20 protein-coding genes are annotated in these 21,940 nt (G+C 64.9%); 12 read left to right on the top strand and 8 right to left on the bottom strand.

Annotation, left to right across the window (positions count from 1 at the left end; genetic code table 11):
- Nucleotides 1–27: 27 nt before the first annotated feature.
- From pcaF to U1H99_RS09885, 3 genes are read right to left on the bottom strand one after another with little or no spacing between them, the layout of a single operon-like run.
- Nucleotides 28–1,233 carry a 3-oxoadipyl-CoA thiolase gene (pcaF, locus tag U1H99_RS09895; protein ID WP_323141566.1) on the bottom strand — a complete coding sequence of 402 codons (1,206 nt, stop codon included), beginning with the start codon at nt 1,231–1,233 and terminating at the stop codon, nt 28–30.
- Between the two features lie 9 nt (nt 1,234–1,242).
- On the bottom strand, nt 1,243–1,905 hold the full coding sequence (locus tag U1H99_RS09890) for a CoA transferase subunit B (protein ID WP_323141565.1): 663 nt from the start codon (nt 1,903–1,905) through the stop codon (nt 1,243–1,245).
- A complete protein-coding gene (locus U1H99_RS09885) occupies nt 1,902–2,567 on the bottom strand; it encodes a 3-oxoacid CoA-transferase subunit A (RefSeq protein WP_323141564.1) in 666 nt (221 codons plus the stop codon). The genes U1H99_RS09890 and U1H99_RS09885 overlap by 4 nt, the downstream gene beginning before the upstream one ends.
- A 174-nt stretch (nt 2,568–2,741) precedes the next feature.
- Between U1H99_RS09885 and U1H99_RS09880 the strand changes: the two genes are divergently transcribed.
- Entirely contained in the window at nt 2,742–3,587 is an 846-nt protein-coding gene (locus U1H99_RS09880; RefSeq protein WP_323141563.1) for an IclR family transcriptional regulator domain-containing protein, read from the top strand.
- A 16-nt stretch (nt 3,588–3,603) separates the two neighbouring features.
- Here the strand turns inward: U1H99_RS09880 and U1H99_RS09875 are convergent, their stop codons facing one another.
- Nucleotides 3,604–4,716: a porin gene (locus U1H99_RS09875; RefSeq protein WP_323141562.1), complete on the bottom strand. Its 1,113-nt coding sequence runs from the start codon at nt 4,714–4,716 to the stop codon at nt 3,604–3,606.
- 198 nt (nt 4,717–4,914) lie between these two features.
- On the opposite strand from U1H99_RS09875, the gene U1H99_RS09870 reads away from it, so the two are divergent.
- Nucleotides 4,915–6,060, top strand: a complete 1,146-nt coding sequence (locus tag U1H99_RS09870) for an ABC transporter substrate-binding protein (protein WP_375341605.1) — start codon at nt 4,915–4,917, stop codon at nt 6,058–6,060.
- 57 nt (nt 6,061–6,117) lie between these two features.
- Here U1H99_RS09870 and U1H99_RS09865 read toward each other — a convergent pair whose 3' ends face one another.
- Nucleotides 6,118–7,149 carry an NADP-dependent oxidoreductase gene (locus tag U1H99_RS09865; protein WP_323141560.1) on the bottom strand — a complete coding sequence of 344 codons (1,032 nt, stop codon included), beginning with the start codon at nt 7,147–7,149 and terminating at the stop codon, nt 6,118–6,120.
- 103 nt (nt 7,150–7,252) lie between these two features.
- Here U1H99_RS09865 and U1H99_RS09860 point away from each other — a divergent pair, with 103 nt between their 5' ends.
- The 3 genes from U1H99_RS09860 to U1H99_RS09850 all read left to right on the top strand — a co-directional run bounded on the left by U1H99_RS09860 (nt 7,253) and on the right by U1H99_RS09850 (nt 10,107).
- The gene (locus U1H99_RS09860) at nt 7,253–8,185 is read left to right on the top strand and encodes a LysR family transcriptional regulator (protein WP_323141559.1); all 933 of its coding nucleotides are present in this window, start codon (nt 7,253–7,255) and stop codon (nt 8,183–8,185) included.
- Between the two features lie 216 nt (nt 8,186–8,401).
- Nucleotides 8,402–9,664 (top strand): hypothetical protein, encoded by a 1,263-nt coding sequence (locus U1H99_RS09855; RefSeq protein WP_323141558.1) that lies wholly within the window; start codon nt 8,402–8,404, stop codon nt 9,662–9,664.
- A gap of 44 nt (nt 9,665–9,708) precedes the next feature.
- Nucleotides 9,709–10,107: a phosphate ABC transporter substrate-binding protein gene (locus U1H99_RS09850; protein ID WP_323141557.1), complete on the top strand. Its 399-nt coding sequence runs from the start codon at nt 9,709–9,711 to the stop codon at nt 10,105–10,107.
- Between the two features lie 150 nt (nt 10,108–10,257).
- On the opposite strand, the gene U1H99_RS09845 is transcribed toward U1H99_RS09850, so the two are convergent.
- Nucleotides 10,258–10,950: a DUF1349 domain-containing protein gene (locus U1H99_RS09845; protein ID WP_323141556.1), complete on the bottom strand. Its 693-nt coding sequence runs from the start codon at nt 10,948–10,950 to the stop codon at nt 10,258–10,260.
- A gap of 393 nt (nt 10,951–11,343) precedes the next feature.
- Here U1H99_RS09845 and U1H99_RS09840 point away from each other — a divergent pair, with 393 nt between their 5' ends.
- Nucleotides 11,344–11,886, top strand: a complete 543-nt coding sequence (locus tag U1H99_RS09840) for a hypothetical protein (protein ID WP_323141555.1) — start codon at nt 11,344–11,346, stop codon at nt 11,884–11,886.
- Between the two features lie 95 nt (nt 11,887–11,981).
- Here the strand turns inward: U1H99_RS09840 and U1H99_RS09835 are convergent, their stop codons facing one another.
- Nucleotides 11,982–13,133, bottom strand: a complete 1,152-nt coding sequence (locus U1H99_RS09835; RefSeq protein ID WP_323141554.1) for a hypothetical protein — start codon at nt 13,131–13,133, stop codon at nt 11,982–11,984.
- A 408-nt stretch (nt 13,134–13,541) separates the two neighbouring features.
- Between U1H99_RS09835 and U1H99_RS09830 the strand changes: the two genes are divergently transcribed.
- Nucleotides 13,542–13,910, top strand: coding sequence for a VOC family protein (locus U1H99_RS09830; RefSeq protein ID WP_323141553.1), 369 nt, complete (start codon nt 13,542–13,544; stop codon nt 13,908–13,910).
- A 54-nt stretch (nt 13,911–13,964) separates the two neighbouring features.
- Here U1H99_RS09830 and U1H99_RS09825 read toward each other — a convergent pair whose 3' ends face one another.
- Nucleotides 13,965–14,432: a MarR family winged helix-turn-helix transcriptional regulator gene (locus U1H99_RS09825; RefSeq protein ID WP_323141552.1), complete on the bottom strand. Its 468-nt coding sequence runs from the start codon at nt 14,430–14,432 to the stop codon at nt 13,965–13,967.
- Nucleotides 14,433–14,521: 89 nt separating this feature from the next.
- On the opposite strand from U1H99_RS09825, the gene U1H99_RS09820 reads away from it, so the two are divergent.
- From U1H99_RS09820 to U1H99_RS09800, 5 genes are all read left to right on the top strand, one after another.
- Nucleotides 14,522–15,355, top strand: a complete 834-nt coding sequence (locus U1H99_RS09820; RefSeq protein ID WP_323141551.1) for a p-hydroxycinnamoyl CoA hydratase/lyase — start codon at nt 14,522–14,524, stop codon at nt 15,353–15,355.
- Nucleotides 15,356–15,450: 95 nt separating this feature from the next.
- The gene (locus U1H99_RS09815; RefSeq protein ID WP_323141550.1) at nt 15,451–16,896 is read left to right on the top strand and encodes an aldehyde dehydrogenase; all 1,446 of its coding nucleotides are present in this window, start codon (nt 15,451–15,453) and stop codon (nt 16,894–16,896) included.
- A 12-nt stretch (nt 16,897–16,908) separates the two neighbouring features.
- Nucleotides 16,909–18,780, top strand: a complete 1,872-nt coding sequence (locus U1H99_RS09810) for a feruloyl-CoA synthase (RefSeq protein ID WP_323141549.1) — start codon at nt 16,909–16,911, stop codon at nt 18,778–18,780.
- Between the two features lie 50 nt (nt 18,781–18,830).
- Nucleotides 18,831–19,997, top strand: coding sequence for an ABC transporter substrate-binding protein (locus U1H99_RS09805; RefSeq protein ID WP_323141548.1), 1,167 nt, complete (start codon nt 18,831–18,833; stop codon nt 19,995–19,997).
- A gap of 133 nt (nt 19,998–20,130) precedes the next feature.
- Nucleotides 20,131–21,864: a tannase/feruloyl esterase family alpha/beta hydrolase gene (locus U1H99_RS09800; RefSeq protein WP_323141547.1), complete on the top strand. Its 1,734-nt coding sequence runs from the start codon at nt 20,131–20,133 to the stop codon at nt 21,862–21,864.
- The last annotated feature ends 76 nt before the right edge of the window (nt 21,865–21,940 follow it).

Raw genomic sequence — 21,940 nt, 5'->3', positions numbered from 1 at the left:
TGTGAAACGGCAGGAACAAGCGGCTGGTTACACCCGCTCGATCACCATCGCAATCCCCTGCCCGACCCCGATGCACATGGTGCACAGCGCATAGCGGCCGCCGGTCCGGTGTAGCTGGTACATGGCGGTGGTCACCAGGCGCGCGCCGCTCATGCCGAGCGGGTGGCCGAGGGCGATGCCGCCGCCGTACGGGTTCACGCGCGGGTCGTCGTCGGCGATGCCGAGTTCGCGCAGCACGGCCAGCGCCTGCGAAGCAAACGCTTCGTTCAGCTCGATGATGTCCATCTGGTCGAGCGTCATGCCGAGCTGCTTCATCAGCTTTTTCGTGGCCGGCGCCGGGCCGATGCCCATCACGCGCGGCGGCACGCCGGCGGTGGCCATGCCGACGATGCGGGCGCGCCTGGTCAGGCCGTAGGCTTGCGCGGCTTCCTCGTTCGCGATCAGGACCGCGCAGGCGCCGTCGTTCACGCCCGAGGCGTTGCCGGCGGTGACGCTGCCGCCCGGATGCACCACGCCCTTCAGCTTGGCCAGCGCTTCCAGGCTGGTCGCGCGCGGGTGCTCGTCCTGGCTGAACAGGATGTGGTCACCTTTCTTCTGCGGGATCTCGACCGGCACGATCTCGTCGGCGTACAGGCCTTCCTGCTGGGCGCGTGCGGTCTTTTCCTGGCTGGCCAGCGCAAAGCGGTCCTGGTCTTCGCGCGAGACCTGGTAGTCGACGGCGACGTTCTCGGCGGTTTCCGGCATCGAATCGGTGCCGTACTGGTGCTTCATCAGCTTGTTCGGGAAGCGCCAGCCGATGGTAGTGTCGTAGATCTGGGCGTTGCGCGAGAACGCGGTTTCCGCCTTGCCCATCACGAACGGCGCGCGCGTCATCGACTCGACGCCGCCGGCAATCATCAGCCGGGTCTCGCCGGCCTTGATCGCGCGCGCGGCGATGCCGATGGCATCCATGCCGGAACCGCACAGGCGGTTGACGGTGGTGCCCGGCACGTCGGCCGGCAGGCCGGCCAGCAGCGAGGACATGTGGGCGACGTTGCGGTTGTCTTCGCCGGCCTGGTTGGCGTTGCCGAAGATGACGTCGTCGACCTGGGTCCAGTCGACGCCCGGATTGCGCTTCATGAGTTCGCGCAGCGGGATGGCGCCGAGGTCGTCGGCGCGGACGTCCTTCAGCGCACCGCCGTAGCGGCCGATCGGGGTGCGGATGGCGTCACAGATATAAGCTTCGGTAGTCATGGTGGTTCCTTATTCGGTAATCGGCGAGGTTGGCGGCACAAGTGTGGCGCCGGTGGCGGCCTGCAGTTCGTCGAAGGTGAGGCCGGGCGCCATCTCGCGCACGCGCAAACCGTCCGGCGTGACGTCGAGCACGGCCAGGTCGGTATAGATGCGGTTGACGCAGCCGACGCCGGTCAGCGGGTAGCTGCACTCGCGCACGATCTTGCTCTCGCCGGTCTTCGTTTGATGGTCCATCATCACGAACACCTGCTTGGCGCCGATCGCCAGGTCCATGGCGCCGCCGACGGCCGGAATCGCATCCGGCGCGCCGGTATGCCAGTTGGCCAGGTCGCCCTTTTCCGAGACCTGGAAGGCGCCCAGCACGCAGATGTCGAGGTGACCGCCGCGCATCATCGCGAACGAGTCGGCATGGTGGAAGTAGGCGCCGCCGGTGAGCAGCGTCACCGGCTGCTTGCCGGCGTTGATCAGGTCTTCGTCTTCCTCGCCGGCTGCCGGCGCCGGACCCATGCCCAGCACGCCGTTCTCGCTGTGCAGGAAGACTTCGCGGTCCGCCGGCAGGTAGTTGGCGACCTTGGTCGGCAGGCCGATGCCGAGGTTGACGTAGGCGCCCTCGTGGATGTCCTGGGCGACGCGGGCGGCGATCTGGTCGCGCGTGTATTTGTTGGTGCTCATGCGGCCTCCTTCACGACGCGCTGGACGAAGATGCCCGGGGTGACGATGTTTTCCGGATCGAGTTCGCCGAGCGCCACGATCTCGCTCACCTGGGCGATGGTGGTCTTGGCCGCCATCGCCATGATCGGGCCGAAGTTGCGCGCGGTCTTGCGGTACACCAGGTTGCCCCAGCGGTCGCCGCGCAGCGCCTTGATCAGCGCAAAGTCGGCGTGGATCGGCGATTCCAGCACGTAGTGCTTGCCGTCGATCAGGCGGGTTTCCTTGCCTTCGGCGAGCAGGGTGCCGTAGCCGGTCGGGGTGAAGAAGCCGCCGATGCCGGCGCCGGCCGCGCGGATGCGCTCGGCCAGGTTGCCCTGCGGCGTGAGTTCGAGCTCGATCTCGCCGGCGCGGTAGAGCGCGTCGAAGTGCCAGGAATCGGCCTGGCGCGGGAACGAGCAGATGATCTTGCGCACGCGCTTGGCGGCCAGCAGGGCCGCCAGGCCGGTGTCGCCGTTGCCGGCGTTGTTGTTCACGATGGTGAGGTCGCGCGCGCCATGGGCGATCAGCGCGTCGATCAGTGCCGCCGGCATGCCGGCATTGCCGAAGCCGCCGATCATCACGGTGGCGCCGTCGTGGATGTCGGCGACCGCGCTCTCGAGCGATTCGTAAGTCTTGTCAATCATGTTTCCGCCTTGTCCGGAGCGCGGCGGGATCCGCACCCCTTGAAATCTCGTTAACAATCCCAGATAATTACGTTGTTCGATAATCGCACAAATATTCGATTACCGTACATTTAGTGTAGCGCTTACGCGCGCCGAACGCAAACCACGCAAACCAATCCAGTCCAGCATCCGACCATGACTTCATCGACCCCCAAGACCGACAGCATCGACGCCGGCGCCACGCCGGAAGAGCGCGAACCGACCATCGCCGAACAGATCGATGCCCTGACCGACCCCAGCTTCATGACCTCGCTGGCGCGCGGCCTGGCCGTGGTGCGCGCCTTCAGCGATTCGCGCAAGCCGCAGACCATCGCCCAGATCAGCCAGAAGACCGGCATTCCGCGCGCGGCGGTGCGGCGCTGCCTGTACACGCTGCAGCAGCTCGGCTACGTCGACGCCGAGCTGAACAATTTTTCGCTGCGCCCCAAGGTGCTCACGCTCGGCTATTCCTACCTGTCGTCGACCCCGCTGACCGTCTCCAGCCAGCCCTACCTCAACAACATCAGCCGCGAACTCGGCGAGTCGAGCTCGCTGGCGGTGCTGGACGAAGGCGAGGTGCTGTACGTCGCCCGCTCGGCCGCCTCGCGCGTGATGTCGGTCGCCCTGAACACCGGCAGCCGCCTGCCCGCCTACTGCACCTCGCTGGGCCGGGTGATGCTGGCCCACCTGCCGCCCGACCAGCTGGACGCCTACTTCGCGCGCGTGAAACTGCGCGCCATGACCGAACACACCGTGGTCAGCCAGAAGCGCCTGCGCGAGATCCTGGCCGGCGTGCGGCGCGACGGCTACGCCGTCATCGACGAGGAACTCGAACTCGGGCTGCGCTCGATCGCGGTGCCGGTGCGCGGCGCCTCGGGCCAGATCGTGGCCGCCCTCAACGTCGGCGCCCAGGCGGCCCGCGTCAGCGCCGACCGCATGCGCCAGGAATTCCTGCCGGTGCTGCTGCGAGGAGCCCAGGAGTTGTCGGTGCTGCTGCCCTGAACCGGCGCCCGCCGCGTCAGAAGTTGTGGCGCAGGCCCATCATGACGCCGTTCTGCCCCATGCCGGCGCCGACCGTGCCGCCGGCATCCAGCGCCACCGCCGAGTTGCCCTTGTTGGCCATGCGGCCGATTGCGCCGTACACGGCGGTGCGCTTGGAGAAGTTATAGGTCAGGCGGCCGACCAGCATGTTGACGTCGGACGGCGAGTTCTTGGTGTCGCGCCGTGCCCCCTGGACGTCGATCGTGTACAGGCCGATCGGATAGCTGACGCCGAGGTAATACAAATCGGACTTGGTCTCGCCGGTGGCGGCGTTGGTGTCGCGGTCGACCACGCCGGCGCCGATCTTGGCCGGGCCCACCATGAAGTAGCCGTTGATGGTCTTGCGCACGTCGGTATTGTTGCTGCTGGTGAGGCCGCCGGCGGCGCCGGTGTTGCCGTACAGGCGGTCGTAGGACACGTTCAGGCCATAGTCCTTGGACTCGTAGCCGAACAGGCCGGTGTACTGGCGGCAGGCCTTGGCATTGCCGGCCACTTCGCCCGGGCAGTTGGTGGCAGGCGGGCCGCCGGCGTTCGATGCGTCGCGCCCGGTGCTCCAGGTGGCGCCGACCACGATGCCGTTGAAGTTGCCGTAGTAGGCGATCGAGTTGTCGCTGCGCGCATTCGGCAGGTAGGGATCGATGCTGCCGATGGCGAACAGGTTCGGCCCCAGCACGTCGGACTTGATCGGCGCGAGATAGGTCATGTTCAGCTGGCGCCCGATACTCAGGGCACCCCAGGCGCCCTTCAGGCCGACCAGCGCCTGGCGGCCGAACAGGCGGTTGCCCTGGCCGGTGACGCCGGTATCCAGCTGCAAGCCGTTTTCCAGGATGAAGAACGCTTGCAGGCCGTTGCCCAGGTCCTCGGTACCGCGAAAGCCGATGCGCGAGGGGAAGGAGCCGGTCAGCGTCGGCACCTTGGTAATCGAGTGGCCGGCGGCGTCGACGTTGGTGACGTGGGCCAGACCGCTGTCGACGAGGCCGTAGATCTGGACGCTGGTCTGGGCCTGGGCCGGGGCGGCGAAGCCGAGGCCGGCCAGGCCGAGCGAAAGCGCAATCAGCGGCAGGGGCGCGCTGCAGAGGGTGTTCTTCATGTTGTCTCCTGAGTATATTTATATGGCGTTCGGTAATCGAACAAGTAGTTGCTTACCGAACGCTGAATAAATACTATTGTTCTTATACAAGCGTTGTCAACATCATTGTCAGTTCACCTGATAATCGCTTGTCGACAGAACACCACAACCAGGAGACAAAGCATGAAGCGCAGGACGATTGCAGCAGGCTTGGCCGCAATGGCGGCACTTGCCGCCCTACCCGTGCAGGCCCAAAGCGGGGCCCAGGATACGATCAAGGTGGGCGTCATCGCCCCCTTCTCCGGCCCCTTCGCCGACTACGGCAAGCAGATGCAGGGCGGGATCAAGGCCTGGATGGCCAGCCACGGCGACACGGTCGCCGGCAGGAAGATCGAGGTGATCTACAAGGACACCACCGGCCCCTCCCCCGACATCGCCAAGCGCCTGGCGCAGGAACTGGTGGTGCGCGACAAGGTCGACTTCCTGGCCGGCTTCGGCCTGACGCCGGAAGCGCTGGCGGTGGCGCCGCTGGCCCAGCAGGCGAAGAAGCCGATGATCGTCATGAATGCGGCGACGTCGGTGATCACGACCAAATCCGACTACATCGCGCGGGTGTCGATGACGCTGCCGCAGGTCTCGGCGCCGATGGGCGACTGGGCAATGAAAAACAAGATCGGCAAGGTCGTGACGCTGGTGGCGGATTACGGTCCCGGCATCGACGCCGAGAAGGCCTTCAGCGAGCGCCTGCAGAAGAACGGCGGCAAGGTGGTCGAGGCGATCCGGGTCCCGCTGCGCAACCCGGAATTCGCGCCCTTCATCCAGCGCATCAAGGACGCCAAGCCGGATGCGGTGTTCGTGTTCGTGCCGGCCGGCGAGCAAAGCATCGCCTTCATGAAGGGCTACCGCGAGCGCGGCCTGCAGGACGCCGGCATCCGCGTGATCGCCACCGGCGACCTCACCGACGACCACGTGCTGCCCATTATGGGTGACGCCACGCTCGGCGTGATCACCACCTTCCATTATTCGGCGGCGCACAAGTCACCCGCCAACGACGCCTTTTTGAAAAGCTTCGCCGCCGCCAACCCGGGCGGCGGACGTCCCAACTTCATGGCGGTCGCCGCCTACGACGGCATGAACGCGATCTACCAGGTCAGCCAGAAACTGGGCGGCCGCATCGACGGCGACAAGGCGATGGCCGTGCTCAAGGGCCTCAAGTTGGACAGCCCGCGCGGCCCGCTCACGATCGACCCGGCGACGCGCGACGTGGTGCAGACCGTGTACGTGCGCAAGGTGGAGAACGTGGGTGGGCAGCCGTACAACGTCGAGTTCGACCAGTTTGCGAACCAGAAGGATCCGGGCAAGTGATCTCTCGCCCTCCGCACCTGGCAATCCGGCGCGCCGGCGACCCATACCGGCGCAGCCTTACGCCACCTTGACCAGCAGCTTGCCGGTGTTGACGCCCTCGAACAGCATGTTCAAGGCGTGCGGCAGGCGCTCGAAGTCGTCCACCACGGTTTCGTCCAGGAACACCTCACCGGAGCGCACCCAGGGCGTGACCACCGCGCGCAGTTCATCCATGCGATGCGCGAAGTCGCGCGCCAGGATGCCCTGCGCGGTGGCGCGCTGGAACAGCAGGTGCTGCAGCACGCGCGGTGCCAGCTCGGGCGCGTCGATGCCGCCTTCGTACTGGCTGATCGTGCCGCATACGACGATGCGCGCGCGCAGGTTGATCAGCGGGATGACGGCATCGCTGACGGCACCGCCGACGTTGTCGAAATAGATGTCGACGCCGCCGCTCTGGCGCATTACCTCGGCCGCCAGCGTCTCGGTGCTGGAGAAGGACTTGTAGTCGATCGCGCCATCCAGCCCCAGGCGTCCGGTCAGCCAGGCGCACTTCGCCGGGCCGCCGGCGATGCCGATCACGCGGCAGCCGGCGCGCTTGCCGAACTGCGCCACCAGCGAGCCGACCGCGCCTGCCGCACCCGAGACCACGAGCGTGTCGCCAGGGCGCGGCCGCCCCGCCTCCATCAGCCCGAACCAGGCGGTGCGGCCCGGCATGCCGAGGATGCCGAGCGCAGTGGTCACCGGCGCCGCCGCCGGATCGAGCTTCTGCAACTGGGATGCGTGGCACTTGTCGTAGGTCTGCCAGCCGTTGTAGCCGAGCACCCAGTCGCCGGGCTTGAGCGCCGCGCTGCTCGACGCCAGCACCTGCGACACCGCACCGCCTTGCTGGACGATGCCGAGCGGGTGCGGCGCATCGTAGGTGCGGCGGGTATGCTGCTGCACGCGCATGTAAGGGTCGACGCTGAGGTAGCGCGCTCCCAGCAGCACTTCACCGGCGGCCAGGCGGTCGTCGATGGGCGTCTCGCGCAGGGTGTAGTGTTCGGCGCCGACGCGGCCCATCGGCTGCGTGGCGTAGATCCATTGGCGGTTCGTGTAGGTGGTGATCGTCATCTTCGCTCCTGTGGTCGGTGTGGGAAAATTATCGACCAGCCGAGCTTTCCCAAAAAGCGATAGAAATGACATAATCGTTTCCCGCCATTCACGCATCGACTTCATGCCCGACCTGGAAACCCTGCGCCATTTCCTAGCCATCGCCACGCACGGCACACTGGCCGCGGCCGCCACACACTTGCACCTGACGCCAGGCGCGCTGTCGAAATCCCTCAAGCGCCTGGAAGAACAGCTGCAGGTCACGCTGTTCGATCGCGACGGCCGCACGCTGCGGCTGAATTTGAACGGCGAACGCCTGCGTCCGCGCGCCGCCGCCCTGCTCGCGCAGGCCTACCAGTTGCAGTTCGACTTCGCCGGCGAAAAACATGCCTTCGCCTGCCGCATCGCGGCGCCGGCGCTGCTGCACGTGCACTGGGCGGAAACGCTGGCGACGCGGGTGACACAAGCCTATCCGAAGGCTGCGGTCGGCATCCAGCAGATGAGCGAGGCGCAGGCATTGCGCGCGCTGGTCAACGGCGGCGCGGATGTGGCGCTGGTCACCGGCGGGATACTGGAAGGACTGGATACACGCTTGGAAAGCTGCGCGCTGGGCGACACCGAGTTCCGCGTCGCGATCGGCGCCGCGCATCCCCTGCACGCGGCACGCTTTCCCGGCGGCGGCGCGATCGAGGAGGTCATCGCCCACGCGTTCGCGACCTTACTGACGCCGCCGTTCGCGCAACTGGAAACGGGCGTGTCGAGCGATGGCTGGCACGACGAGCGCTTCCCACGCACGGTCCGCTACCGCAGCGACGACCTGGCGCTGCTGGGCAAGCTGGTGCGTACCGGGCAAGCGCTGGCCTACTTGCCCGACCGACTGATCCGCGACCTGGGCCTGGATATACTCCCGGTCAGCGGCTGCCCGTATTTTTGCCGCCAGCGCGTGGTACTGGTATTCGACCGCGCGCATGCGCCGGGCTGGGTCGCGCAGGTGGCCCAGGGCGCTCCCTGGCCGGCATTGGAGGATGCACGCGCCTCGCTGATGGCCGGGACCTGAAACCTGTGAGGCATAACCCGGGTAGCGAGGGCATATTCGCCCCCCGGCTGCATTCTCTGGGAGCGCACATGGATGCATGCACTATGCGAAGACACACATGCTGTTGGTTTTTTGACAGATTTGATGATATGTTGGTTGAAAAAATCGACACCGTGAAGCGGGCGTGATAAGTTTCTTCTATTAAATTTTAGTTGCTTAATAGAAATTTCGCCAAAAATGCTCTTCAGGCTGATACGACTCCACCTATTCCGGCCCCGCCATGCCCTTCATGGCGCCACTCTTTTTTTCTTGCTGGCTTGCATACATATCCATGCAGCCGCACAGGTCAAGTGGTCTTTCGGCGGTTTCGGCACATTCGCGGCCACGCATGCGACGACGGACCAAGGCGACTACACGGCCAATCCCAACTCACCTGGCGAAGCCGGCTATTCAAAAAAATGGGCCCTCGATGTCGATAGCAGGCTCGGCGCCCAAATTAACGCCCAATTCGACAAGCGTTGGTCAGCAGTGGTTCAAGTAACCCAGGAAAAAAGTGTCGAAAACGATTACAAGACCTTCCTCACCTGGGCCAATGTCAAATTCCAGGTGACGCCGGAGATTGCCCTGCGTGCCGGACGGATCGCGTTGCCCTTGTTTCTCATGGCGGACTATCGCAAGGCCGCTTATGCCTTGCCTTGGCTACGCTCGCCGGTGGAGTTGTACAGCCTCATCCCTATCTCGAATAGCGACGGCATCGATGCGACCTACCGCTGGCAAGTCGGGACAGTGAAAAACGAAACACAAGTATTGCTCGGACGTGCACATGTCCAGCTGAACAAGGACTTCAAAGGCACTGCCAGCACCATCGCGGCCATGACACATAACATGGTTGCCGGTGCGTTGACGCTGCGCTTTACCGCGTCCCAATCACAGCTTGCGGTGCCGGGTACGGCGGAATTGTTCGACAGCCTGCGCGCCTTCGGTCCGGCAGGGGAATCGCTGGCCGCCCGTTATGATCCCACCAAGCGCCAGGTACGGGTGCTCAGCGCCGGCTTCAATTACGATCCAGGGAGCTGGTTCCTGATCGGGGAAAGCGGCCGCATTAATACCAGATCGATACTGGGTGACCAGACCGCCTCCTATCTATCCGGAGGCTACCGATTCGACAGGGTGGCGCCCTACGTGACATATGCGCACCTGGTGGCGAACATGCCCACGCACACGGCGGGGATCGCGCTGGACGGTATGCCACCCGAGGCTGCGGGTGTGGCAGGTTTTCTCAACGAACAGCTGAACCTCCAACTGCATCAGATCGGTATCCAGGACACCGCCAGCATCGGCGTGCGCTGGGACTTGGCGCCGAATATGGCGTTCAAGGCACAAGTCGATCACGTTACCCCCAAGGGCGGCTCCATCGGCACCCTGATCAATGTCCAGCCGGGATTCAATTCAGGACAATCGTTCCGCGTGGTCAGCGTCGGGCTGGATTTCGTATTTTGAGCGGGGTTAAGACTATGATACGAATATTCCACCTTGTTTTTATCTTGACCCTGGCATTCTCGAACAATGCAGCTGAAGCCGCTGATTTGGTGGTGATCGTCTCGGCGCGCACCTCGTTGACCGTCCTACGCGTCGACCAGGTGGCGGACATTTTCCTCTCCCAGACAAGCCGCTTCCCGGACGGCAGCGAGGCGGTAGCGGTCGACCAGAAACTGGGCTCACCACTGCGTGACGAGTTCTACGACAAGGTGGTTCACCGTTCGCGGGCACTCATGAAAGCCTATTGGACAAAACTGATTTTTACAGGCCGGGGACAGCCGCCGACCGAGGTGGATGACAATGCGAGCATGCGCAAACTGGTGGCCGACACGCCAGGCATGATCGGCTACATCGAACGCGCAGATCTGGACCCGAGCGTGCGCGCGGTGCTGCTCGTGCGCTGACGAATTTCTACCGGCATGCGGGCAGGTAATACAGGCGCCTGGCGGATCGTTCGCGCCGGAACCGACGGACGGTACACGACCAGGCGCTCCGGCTTCACGCAGGATCGCAATACGGCAACGCGTAATGCGTGCACTGCTGTCCCGGATGACTTAGCTGAGGTCGTGCAGGTCTTTCTTTAAAGCCTGTGTCAGTGCAAATTCGCTGAACCTCACATCGAGCCCTTGACCTTTCGGTGTGCAGCACATCGGGCCGACAGCGTATTCGGCCACATCCGGGAACGGCGCCAGCCGGAGCATCGGCCAGTTCTTCTTGTCGACGGAATACTGGGCGCGTACGACACCGTCGCTCACCGTGACGCGAATCCAGAAACCGTCTTTGTAGGCGGGCGCGGGCATCACGCTCCAATCTGACTTCCCGTTCGTCAGGACGGTGCTGAACATGGGTTGTCCGTCCGAAAATTCAGCGCCTACCTTGATCCACGTTTTTTCGTCGATGCGGACCATCAGCCCGGCCTGGTCATACAGATCCTTGAAATCGGCATGGATCCGCACCTGCGCCGTAAAGCCCCTGTTGACCTTTTTCGCGAAAAAGTGCCCGTTATCGTGGATGAAGCCGTAGCTCGTGATTCGCCAGAAATCGGTATCGTGGGCAGTGGTCACGTACAGGGTGTCTTCGACAATACGCGATTGCGGGGGAGAATTCATCCAACTGCAGTCGGCGAAGCTGGTGCCGGAAGTCTCGAGGTTCTGTGGAGCGGATCGTGGCATTTTTTTGTCTTTGGATAGGGCTTGGGTGGAAAACGCAACCAAGGGGATTGCACGCAAAATTGTACGACGGCGCATGGCAAGGTTCCTTACATGTTATAGCGCATCCGCGACCATATCCGACGCGCGCGGGAATTGACAAAGCTCAGCCTTTTTCGCAGCTTCCCGCGGTCGATATGGCATCGTCGACGACATGCCGTACACCGAATGCGTCACCCTGCGGTACGGGCCGGCCAAGCATAGCATTTCGATAAAGTCGACATGTCATTGATTGTCACCAGCGCAGCTCTCGAACCGGCACTGGCATGGCGCGGACCGCGCCGATCCGCGCGTTCGCTTTGGTTCCGGATCCGCCCGTCAGGTAAATAAGCAGTTTGGCAGTCCGTCCACATGCTATGCTGGCCAGGTCGGCCACGATCGATAGACCATGGCTTCGTCTTGACGCTGGCATTGAACATCAGGAGCAAACCGATGACCGAGATGACCTTGGGTGCCAGTCGCGCACTGCGTGCCACAGGCGCGATGTTCTTCGCCGTCTTCGGCGGTATCTGGCTGGAGAGCTGGGCTATCGAGAGCGCCCGATCGCTCGCGACGGAAGCCTTGATTGCCTTGTTGGCCGTCGCGCTTGCCGTTGCCGCCTATGTCATCTACAAGCGCCATGCCGTGGAATTGGCCTCGCGACCCGATACGCCCAGGAGTCGACGCGCCAAGCGAGTATTTCATACCGTCAATGCAATGCAATGGGTACTGATCTTCATCGGCGCCAACCTGCTCTCACGTAACGGGCTGAGTGCGTGGATCGTACCAATGATCATACTTGTGGTAGGACTTCATTTCCTACCGCTTGCCTTTGTTTTTTCGAACCGCCCACATTATGTGACGGGAGTCGCACTGATATTGCTTGGATTGGCATACCCTCTCGTGTCTCCTGCCGGCCCAGCCGATCCGATTGGACTACTCGGTACCGGGCTCATCTTGTGGCTTAGTGCCAGCTGGGCGCTGAGGCGCAGTTAACACATCGCGATGCCGGTCTTGTATTAGCACCCCAATGTGAACCCCCCATTGTCGGTTGCATCGCCCGAATCGCACGCTGTGCACATCCACAAAGATCAGAAATAATAACCAGCCTGCAGGTTGATCCTGCGCGTGAAGCCGTCATGCGCGGCGGACGTCGACGCCAGTCCGCCGCCGTCCGGCGACAGGTAGGGATGGTGCTTGCCCAGCATGAAGTCAAAATAGAAGGTCCACTTCCCCGACGAAAAGCTCATGCCGGTCACGTTCTGCACCGAATTTTTCCAGGCGCCGCTGCGTTTGCGCAGCACGCTGTAGTCGTTGTACACCCTGAATCCGCCGAACGGTCCGAGCCTGCCCGGCAGTTCGCGGCTGACGTTGACCAGATAGATGTCGCCTTTCGATGCCACCGGAAACGGGTAGCCGAAGGCGCCGAGCATGACGAAGCTGTTCGGATCGAGGCCGGCATAGGTTTGCGTCGGTCCATGGGCGGTGCCATAGTGATAGCGCGCCGCCTCCAGCATGACCTTGACCGGACCGACGGTCCCCTGGGCATGCACCGCCATGGCGTGGCGCCGGGTCCGGGTGCCACGGCCGTTGTCGATCGCGCCCGTCAGGCCGGACACGCCGATCTCGTAGCTGCCGCCGGGCCCGACGTGCCACGCCATGCGCCCCACCAGCGTATCGCGCTCGCGGTCGCGCTGGCCGGTGCCGTAGCCCTGTGCGTCATCGTCCGGGACGATGTTGTAGGAGTAGCGGTTCGACTTGCCTGCCGTATTGCTGCCGCCGCCATAGGAGCCGCCATCGCGCGGATAAAAGGCGAATTGCCACTCGAACGGGCCGGGAGCGCTCAGGTAGGTCACGCCAAGGTCGTACTTGTCTTCCAGGCCAGCGTAAAAGGCGATCGATTCGTAAAAATTGTTCGACGCCAGCGGCTGCAGGCCGAAGGGATTGCGGTCCAAGCCCACATGCAGTTCGCTCCTGTCGGCCAGGCGGATGCCGGCCCAGCCATGATGCAGGAAGTGCTGCCAGTAGCCGCCCTGGCCTTTCGGAAAATGGTTGTAACGGTACTGGGCCGAGCCGATCAGCATGCCGTCGTCGTAGTTCACGTCCAGGCGCGCGGTATCGAGGCCGAAAAAGCCGCTCGGGTACTCGTCTTGCCAGCTCTTGTGGACGTAATTGAAGCGGATCGCGCCACCGACTGTCAGCGCTGGAGGGGGTGGCCCGTCGGCCCAGGCCGGATTGGTCAACAGGCCTCCTGCGGTGAACGCGGCGGCAATGATTCTCCTGATAACGATACTCATAACGCTGTGTGAAATTCCAAGATCGACTGCGCCGGACGCAACAGCGGCGAACGGGCATATGTGCAAATCGCCACTGCGACCGGGGCGGCCGGTGCGCGATATGCATGGTAGAGGGTGACGGGCGCGCATTTGCGCAGGCCGCGGCGAACGCGGCTTGAACTGGGGCGCATTGTAACGAACGAAATTGATTTACACAAATGCACATGTCATATTTATAACGGCAGGCGACCGTTAACATATGTGCATAGAGGACGGGCTGCGGATAGAAATCTCATCCATCCCGCCTCGATCGCTGCTAAAGTTTTAACCAGCAGGTTTCATTTTCGCCGAGAGGCACGCAACGGGATACCAACCATGCATCGACTCCGCCCCAAGAACGTGATGGCGTTTCTTCCGTCCAGGGATTTCCAGTTAAGCAGCCGGTTCTACGAAGATATCGGCTTCACCAAGACCGGCGCGACCGACAACGCGGCGCAATTCATGCTGGACGAGTATGGCTTCTGGCTGCAGGATTACTATGTCGAGACCTGGGCGGCAAACACCATGTTATGCCTGTATGTGGAAGACATCCAGGCGTGGGTCCGGCACCTGGACAGCCTCGATTTGCCACACCGCTACGGCGGCGTCGCCAAGGTCCTCTCCCCTCCGCATGCGCAGGAAGGCGGGATCATGATGCAGTTCTGCGATCCCGCCGGCGTGTTGTGGCATGTGCGCGAAGTGTGACCGCGACCAATCACGGAAGCACCATGTAGCTGACTGAACGAAGTTAGACCCGCTTCAGGTGCGCTGGGTGCTCAGCGCACGCACCGCGGCGCGCAACTGCCCTTGCAGCTGCACGCGCTCTTCCTTGCCCAGCTCGGCGAACATCAGGTTTTCCACTTCCGCCACGCGCAGGTCGCAGTCGCGCAGCACCGCTTCGCCGGCGGCCGTCAGGCTGATCTGGATGATGCGGCCGTGCGCCGGGTCCGGGCGGCGCTCGATCCAGGCGCGGGCTTCCATCTGCTTGACCATCTCGTTGGCCGATTGCGGCGCCATCATCGTGCGTGTTGCCAACTGGGCGTTCGAAAGCGAGCCATGCGCGCGGAAGACCGACAGCGCCGTGTACTGCGGCACCGTCAGCCCGGCCGGGGCCAGGGTCTCGCGCAGGCGCTGGCTGAGGATGTGGTCGAGGCGTCCGACCAGGTAGGCCAGGCCCATCGGCTTGACAGCGGTGTAGGTGGAATCGGATTTTTTTTCGCTTGCCATAAAAAGATGCTTGTCAGGGGAAACCGCTGCGTATAGTATAAGTTGCATATCAGGTAGCCTGATAATAAACCTACCAAGAAGGAGACATTATGTCCAAATACGAAGCGCGCTGGCAAACAGTCAAGGTCGACGTCGAAAACGGCATCGGCTGGATCACCCTGAACCGTCCGGAAAAGCGCAATGCGATGAGCCCGACCCTGAACCGCGAAATGATCGACGTGCTCGAGACCCTCGAGCTCGACGACGAGGCGCAGGTCGTGGTACTGACTGGCGCCGGCGAAGCCTGGACCGCGGGCATGGATCTCAAGGAGTACTTCCGCGAGACCGACGGCAAGCCGGAGATCATGCAGGAACGGATGCGCCGCGACTGCTCGCAATGGCAGTGGAAGCTGCTGCGCATGTACAGCAAGGCGACCATCGCGATGGTCAACGGCTGGTGCTTCGGCGGCGCCTTCTCGCCGCTGGTGGCGTGCGACCTGGCGATTGCCGCCGACGATGCGGTGTTCGGCCTGTCCGAAGTCAACTGGGGCATCCCGCCGGGCAACCTGGTCAGCAAGGCCGTGGCCGACACCATGGGCCACCGCCAGGCGCTGCACTACATCATGACCGGCGACACCTTCACCGGCAAGGAAGCGGCCGCGATGGGCCTGATCAACAAGAGCGTGCCGAAAGAGCAGCTGCGCGAAGCGGTGATCGAACTGGCCAATAAGCTGCTGGAAAAGAACCCGGTGGTGCTGCGCTATGCGAAAGTCGGCTTCAAGCGCTGCCGCGAACTGACCTGGGAACAGGGCGAGGATTACCTGTACGCGAAGACCGACCAGTCGAATTACCGCGACCCCGAAAAGGGCCGCAAGGAAGGCCTGAAGCAGTTCCTGGACGATAAGACGATCAAGCCGGGCCTGCAGAGCTACAAGCGCGGCTGAGCGATCGCGCCGCTATAAAACAAGAGAAGAAAAACAACAACGGCAGCCGGGCCCTTGCCCGGACTGCCGCTTTCCAATCTCACGAGGAGACCCTCATGCTGCAATCAGACCTGCTGTGCGGCGGCGAAGCCCGCGCCGCATCGAACGGTGCCACCTTCGAGCGCCATAACCCCGCCACCGGCGCCGTCGCCACCCGCGCTGCCGCCGCCACCCTGGATGACGTCGACGCCGCCTGCGACGCCGCCCGCGCCGCTTTCCCGGCCTGGGCCGCGATGCTGCCGGGCGCACGGCGTGCCCTCTTGCTGAAAGCTGCCGACGGCATGGAAACCATGCGCGGCCGCTTCGTCGAAACCGCCGTCGAGGAATGCGGCGGCGCACCCGGCTGGTACCACTTCAACGTGACCCTGGCCGCCAACATGCTGCGCGAAGCCGCGGCCATGACCACCCAGATCAGCGGCGAAGTGATCCCGTCCGACGTCCCCCGCTCGCTGGCGATGGGCGTGCGCCAGCCGTGCGGCGTGGTGGTCGGCATCGCGCCGTGGAACGCACCGATCATCCTTGGCACGCGCGCGCTGGCGATGCCGCTCGCCTGCGGCAATACCGTGGTCATGAAATCGTCGGAACTGTGCCCGCTGCTGCACCGCCTGATCGCCCAGGTGTTCGTCGACGCCGGCTTCCCGGCCGGCGTGGTCAACCTGATCAGCAATGCGCCCCAGGATGCGGCCCAGGTGGTCGAGCGCCTGATCGCGCACCCGGCGGTGCGCCGCATTAACTTCACCGGTTCCACCCGCGTCGGCCGCATCATCGCCGAGCAGGCGGCCAGGCACCTGAAGCCGGTGCTGCTGGAACTGGGCGGCAAGAACCCGGTCGTGGTGCTGGACGACGCCGACCTCGACGCCGCCGTCGAAGCGGCCGCCTTCAGCGCCTTCTTCAACCAGGGCCAGATCTGCATGTCGGCCGACCGCATCCTGGTCGACCGCAAGATCGCCTACCAGTTCATCGAGAAGCTCGGCGCCAAGACCGCCACCCTGAAGGCCTCGCGCGGCGACACCCCGCTGGCCGGCATGATCGACCCGGCCGCGGCCACCCGCGTCGACGCCATGCTGCAAGATGCCCGTACGCGCGGCGCCACCGTGATCCAATCCCAGGGCGGGACCGACGGCAACATCATGCAGCCGGCCATCGTCGATGCCGTCACGCCCGAGATGCGCGTCTACCAGGAAGAATCGTTCGGCCCGATCGTCTCGGTGCTGCGCTTCGACAGCGACGAGGAAGCGATCCGGCTGGCCAACGACAGCGAATACGGCCTGTCCTCGAGCGTGTTCTCGCGCGACATCGGGCGCGCCATGGCGGTGGCCCAGCGCATCGAATCCGGCATCTGCCATATCAACGGCCCGACCGTGCACGACGAAGCGCAGATGCCGTTCGGCGGCGTCAAGGGCAGCGGCTACGGCCGCTTCGGCGGCAAGGCGGCGATCGCCGAATTCACCGACCTGCGCTGGATCACGGTGCAGACCGGATCGCGCCACTACCCGATCTGAGCGGAGGCCGCCATGACCCAATCGACGATTGAGTCCGGCGAGGCGGTGCAGCAGCAGGCGACACGGCGGCAGGTCGATCTTGGCAACCCCGAGGTCGCGGCGTTCCAGGTGGATGGCACCTGGCACGTCGATGCCGTCACGCCGCTGGGCCCCTTCCCGGTGCGCTTCACCGACCGCCTGGTCGAGGGCGCGCAGCAGCACCCCGAGCGCACCCTGGTGGCAAGGCGCGGCCCGGACGGCGCGTGGATCCGCCTGTCCTATGCCGAGGTGCTGCAGCGCGCGCGCCGCATTGGCCAGGCCCTGCTCGACCGCGGCCTGAGTGCCGAGCGGCCGCTGGCCATCCTGTCTGGCAACGACCTGGAGCACTTCCAGCTCGCGCTCGGCGCCATGTATGCCGGCATCCCATTCTCGCCACTGTCGCCGGCGTATTCGCTGGTGGCGACCGACCCGTCCAAGCTGGCCGACCTGATCGCCCAGCTGACGCCGGGCGCCGTCTTCGCCTGCAACGGCACCACTTTCGCCCGGGCGATCGGGGCCGTGCTGCCGGCGGACGCGGAGCTGATCCTGTGCGACGGCGAGGTGCCGGGCCAGGCCGCCACCCGTTTTTCCGAACTGCTGGCGACCGAACCGAGCACGGTCGACGCGCGCAATGCCCAAGTAGGCGCGGACACCATCGCCAAGTTCCTGTTCACCTCCGGCTCGACCAAGAAGCCGAAGGCGGTGATCACCACCCACGGCATGTTGTGCAGCAACCAGCAGATGCTGCTGCAGACCTTTCCCTTCTTTGCCGAGGCGCCCCCGGTGCTGCTCGACTGGCTGCCCTGGAACCACACCTTCGGCGGCAGCCACAACGTCGGCATCGTGCTGTACAACGGCGGCACGCTGTACATCGACGACGGCCGGCCGACGCCGCGCGACTTCGCTGCGACACTTCGCAACCTGCGCGAGATCGCGCCCACGGTGTATTTCAACATCCCGGCCGGCTGGGAGATGCTGACCGAGGCGCTGCGCACGGACACCGTCCTGGCCGACACCTTCTTCTCGCGCGTCAAGCTGTTCTTCTGCGCCGGCGCCGGCCTATCGCAATCAGCCTGGGAGCGCCTCGACCAGGTGGCGGTGGATTGCTGCGGCGAGTCGATCCGCATCATGACCGGGCTCGGGATGACCGAGACCTCGCCCTCGTGCACCTTCGGCACCGGCCCCATCGTCAAGGCCGGCTACGTCGGCGTGCCGGCACCGGGCTGCAAGGTCAAGCTGGTGCCGATCGGCGGCAAGCTGGAAGCGCGCTTCCACGGCCCGCACGTGACGCCCGGCTACTGGCGCGCGCCGCACCTGACGGCCGAGGCCTTCGACGCCGACGGCTACTACTGCACCGGCGACGCCCTGCGCTTCGTCGACGAGGCCCAGCCGACGCTCGGCTTCATGTTCGACGGCCGCATCGCCGAGGACTTCAAGCTCAGCTCCGGCGTGTTCGTCAGCGTCGGGCCGCTGCGCGCACGCGTGGTGAGCATGGGCGCGCCCTACGTGCAGGACGCGGTGGTCACCGGCATCAACCGGCCATTCACCGGGCTGCTGGTGTTCCCGCGCATGGATCACTGCCTCGCCCTGTCGGGCCTTCCGGCGGGCATTCCGGCAACCGAGGTGCTGGCCAGCGCGCCGGTGCGCGCCTTCTTCAAGGACCTGTTGAATGCGCTGAACCGCGACTGCGGCGGGTCTTCGAAGCGGGTCGACCGCCTGCTGCTGCTGGCCGAACCACCCTCGATCGACGCGCGCGAACAGACCGACAAGGGCTCGATCAACCAGGCGGTGGTGCTGCAGCGCCGCGCCGCGCTGGTGGACGCCATGTATGACGGCACGGAGGCGCAGACCATTTACGCCAACTGAGGCCGACTGAAGTTTCTGAAACACTCACAACGACAATTACAGGAGACAGCATGAAACTGAAAGCACTGGCCTGCATCGGACTGGCCTTCCTTCCCCTCGCCGCCGCCCACGCGCAGGAAGGCGATACCATCCGCATCGGCGTGATCGCGGCCCTCACCGGGCCCTTCGTCAACATCGGCAAGCCCTTCGAGGACGGCATCAAGACCTATATGCAGCAGTACGGCGACAAGGTGGCCGGCAAGAAGATCGAGATCCTGTACCGCGACGACGGCGGCAGCAACGTGGAGCTGTCCAAGCGCGCGGCGCAGGAACTGATCGGACGCGAGAGGGTCAGCTTCCTGATCGGCTTTTCGCTGACGCCGAGCGCGCTGGCGGTGGCACCGGTGGCGACCCAGGGCAAGGTGCCGATGATCGTCATGAACGCGGTCACCACCGGCATCACGGCGAAGTCGCCCTACATGCTGCGTACCTCGATGAGCATGCAGCAGATGACCGAACCGTTCGGCGACTGGACCGCGAAGAACAAGATCGGCAAGGTGTACTCGCTGGTCACCGACTACAGCACCGGCCTGGATGCCGAGGCGCGCTTCACCAAGGGCCTCACGGCCGGCGGCGGCAAGATCGTCGGCTCGGCGCGGGTGCCGCTGGCGAACCCGGACTATTCGCCCTTCGTCCAGCGCATCAAGGACCAGAAGCCGGACGCCGTGTTCTTCTTCGCGCCCGGCGTCGAGGACGGCACCGGCATGCTCAAGGCCTTCAGCGACAAGGGCCTGGACAAGGCCGGCATCAAGTTCCTCGGGGTCGGCGACATGACCAGCGACACCCCGACCCTGGAAGCGCTGGGCGACCGCGCCCTGGGTGCCGTTACGGTGCTGAACTACTCGACCGCGCTCGACAACGACGCCAACAAGAGCTTCCTGAAGGCCTACGCCGCCGCCAATCCGAACCGGCCGGCGCCGACCTTCGTCACCGTGGCCGCCTACGACACCATGGGCATGATCTACGAGACCATCCGCAAGCTGAACGGCAAGGTGACGGGCGACCAGGCCGTCAAGACCCTGTCCGGGATGAAGTGGAACAGCCCGCGCGGACCGATCAGCATCGATCCGAAGACGCGCGACATCGTGCAGAACATGTACATCCGCGAGGTCAAGAAGGTGAACGGCAAGCTGGTCAACGCACCGATCGGCACGCTCAAGGACGTCATGCCCGACTGAGGCGCTTCCTCCGTTGCTTGCAGTACCCCGACGCGGCGTCCGCTCACCGGACGCGCCGCGCGGGCCCGTTCGTTCCAGCTTTCCACATCCGGACTGTCGCATCCAGTTTTATCCTACAGGGGAGACACACGTAATGAACATCCGACACCTGCACGCCATGGTGGCAGCGGCGCTCGCGGCATCGAGCCTGGCCGCATGCGGCGACAACGACAACAATAACGGCAACAACAACGGCAACGGCGGCACACCGGTCCAGGCCCTGCCCCAGCTGGCGGCCGCCACCGGCGCCAAGCTGGCCAGCTGCGCCGACCTGGCCGCGAAACTCAGCTTTACCGATACCACCATCAGCGCGGTCAACCCGATCGCCGCCGGCACCGTCACGGTCGGCGGCAAGCCGGTCGCGGCCCACTGTCTGGTAGCAGGCAAGATGTCCCAGCGCACCAGCAGCGTCGACGGCCAGAGCTACGCGATCGGCTTCGAAATGCGCCTGCCGCTCGACTGGAACGGCCGCTTCTTCTACCAGGCCAACGGCGGCGTCGACGGCAGCGTGGTCACCGCGCTCGGTCCGGTGGGCGGCGGCGGTCCGCTCGACAATGCGCTGAACCAGGGCTTCGCCGTGATCAGCTCGGACGCCGGCCACGGCGCGCCGACACCCTTCTTCGGCATCGACCCGCAGGCGCGCCTCGACTACGGCTACCAGGCGGTCGGCAAGCTGACGCCGATGGCCAAGGCCCTGATCCGCCTCGCCTATGGCAAGGCGCCGGACCGTTCCTACATCGGCGGCTGCTCGAACGGCGGCCGCCACACGATGGTGGCGGCGGCGCGCTACGCCGACCAGTACGACGGCTACCTGGTGGGCGACCCCGGCTTCCGCCTGCCGCTGGCGGCCGTCGCCAACATCGCCGGCGGCAAGACCTATGCCGCGCTGGCCAGCACGCCGGGCGACCTCGGCAGTGGCTTTACCCAGGCCGAGCGCAAGCTGGTGTCGAATGCGGTGCTCGGCAAGTGCGATGCGCTCGACGGCAGCGCCGACGGCCTGGTGCAGGACACCGGCGCCTGCCAGGCCGCCTTCGACCTGAACCGCGACGTCCCGACCTGCAGCGGCGCGCGCGACGGCACCTGCTTGAGCACGGCCCAGAAGACCGCCATCGCCGGGCTGTTTGCGGGCGCCAAGACCGAGACCGGCAAGACGATCTACGCCAGCTTCCCGTACGACGCCGGCCTGGCGCCCGGCGGCTGGGCCAGCTGGAAGTTCTCGTCGCCGATCGAGCGCGATGCCGGCGCCGTCGGCCTGATCTTCCAGGTGCCGCCGGAAAATCCGGCCAGCTTCAACGGCGCCGCCTTCGTGTCTGGCGGGAACCTCGACAGCATGCTGGCCAAGGTGAATGCGATCGGCGGCGTCTATGCCGAGTCCGCCATGTCCTTCATGACGCCGCCGAACGCGGCCAGCCTCGGCACGCTGAAGAACCGCGGCGCCAAGATGCTGGTCTACCACGGCACCAGCGACCCGATCTTCTCCAGCGACGACACCACCACCTGGTACGAGGCGCTGCGCGCGGCGAACAACGGCGATGCGTCCAACTTCGCGCGCTTCTTCCGGGTGCCGGGCATGAACCACTGCTCGGGCGGCCCGGCGACCGACCAGTTCGACATGCTGACGCCGCTGGTCGCCTGGGTCGAGAAGGGCCAGGCGCCGGACAGCGTCGGCGCCGCCGCCCGCGCCAGCGGCAACCCCGGCGGCGCCAATGCCGACCTGCCGGCCGGCTGGTCGGCCTCGCGCACGCGCCCGCTGTGCGCGTATCCGAAGGTGGCGCGCTATAAGGGCAGCGGCAGCGTCGAGGACGCTGCCAGTTTCAGCTGCCAGTAAGAATCCGACAGGCGTCCAACAGGCGCCCGACAAACCCTCCCCTCCGGTGGCCGCATGCCAGCACGACGGCATGCGG

The organism is Massilia phyllosphaerae, assembly GCF_034659755.1.
GTDB classification, from domain to species: Bacteria; Pseudomonadota; Gammaproteobacteria; order Burkholderiales; family Burkholderiaceae_D; genus Telluria; species Telluria phyllosphaerae.
This window is presented reverse-complemented; position numbering and strand designations above follow the sequence as displayed.

Bases quoted from the DNA above. Each gene is read 5' to 3' on its own strand.
- U1H99_RS09875 (WP_323141562.1), bottom strand. From the start codon at position 4,716: ATGAAGAACACCCTCTGCAGCGCGCCCCTGCCGCTGATTGCGCTTTCG.
- U1H99_RS09815 (WP_323141550.1), top strand. From the start codon at position 15,451: ATGCTGCAATCAGACCTGCTGTGCGGCGGCGAAGCCCGCGCCGCATCG.
- U1H99_RS09880 (WP_323141563.1), top strand. From the start codon at position 2,742: ATGACTTCATCGACCCCCAAGACCGACAGCATCGACGCCGGCGCCACG.
- U1H99_RS09885 (WP_323141564.1), bottom strand. From the start codon at position 2,567: ATGATTGACAAGACTTACGAATCGCTCGAGAGCGCGGTCGCCGACATC.
- U1H99_RS09870 (WP_375341605.1), top strand. From the start codon at position 4,915: ATGGCGGCACTTGCCGCCCTACCCGTGCAGGCCCAAAGCGGGGCCCAG.
- U1H99_RS09825 (WP_323141552.1), bottom strand. From the start codon at position 14,432: ATGGCAAGCGAAAAAAAATCCGATTCCACCTACACCGCTGTCAAGCCG.
- U1H99_RS09840 (WP_323141555.1), top strand. From the start codon at position 11,344: ATGACCGAGATGACCTTGGGTGCCAGTCGCGCACTGCGTGCCACAGGC.
- U1H99_RS09860 (WP_323141559.1), top strand. From the start codon at position 7,253: ATGCCCGACCTGGAAACCCTGCGCCATTTCCTAGCCATCGCCACGCAC.
- pcaF (WP_323141566.1), bottom strand. From the start codon at position 1,233: ATGACTACCGAAGCTTATATCTGTGACGCCATCCGCACCCCGATCGGC.
- U1H99_RS09810 (WP_323141549.1), top strand. From the start codon at position 16,909: ATGACCCAATCGACGATTGAGTCCGGCGAGGCGGTGCAGCAGCAGGCG.
- U1H99_RS09890 (WP_323141565.1), bottom strand. From the start codon at position 1,905: ATGAGCACCAACAAATACACGCGCGACCAGATCGCCGCCCGCGTCGCC.
- U1H99_RS09830 (WP_323141553.1), top strand. From the start codon at position 13,542: ATGCATCGACTCCGCCCCAAGAACGTGATGGCGTTTCTTCCGTCCAGG.
- U1H99_RS09800 (WP_323141547.1), top strand. From the start codon at position 20,131: ATGAACATCCGACACCTGCACGCCATGGTGGCAGCGGCGCTCGCGGCA.
- U1H99_RS09805 (WP_323141548.1), top strand. From the start codon at position 18,831: ATGAAACTGAAAGCACTGGCCTGCATCGGACTGGCCTTCCTTCCCCTC.
- U1H99_RS09865 (WP_323141560.1), bottom strand. From the start codon at position 7,149: ATGACGATCACCACCTACACGAACCGCCAATGGATCTACGCCACGCAG.
- U1H99_RS09855 (WP_323141558.1), top strand. From the start codon at position 8,402: ATGCTCTTCAGGCTGATACGACTCCACCTATTCCGGCCCCGCCATGCC.
- U1H99_RS09820 (WP_323141551.1), top strand. From the start codon at position 14,522: ATGTCCAAATACGAAGCGCGCTGGCAAACAGTCAAGGTCGACGTCGAA.
- U1H99_RS09845 (WP_323141556.1), bottom strand. From the start codon at position 10,950: ATGCGCCGTCGTACAATTTTGCGTGCAATCCCCTTGGTTGCGTTTTCC.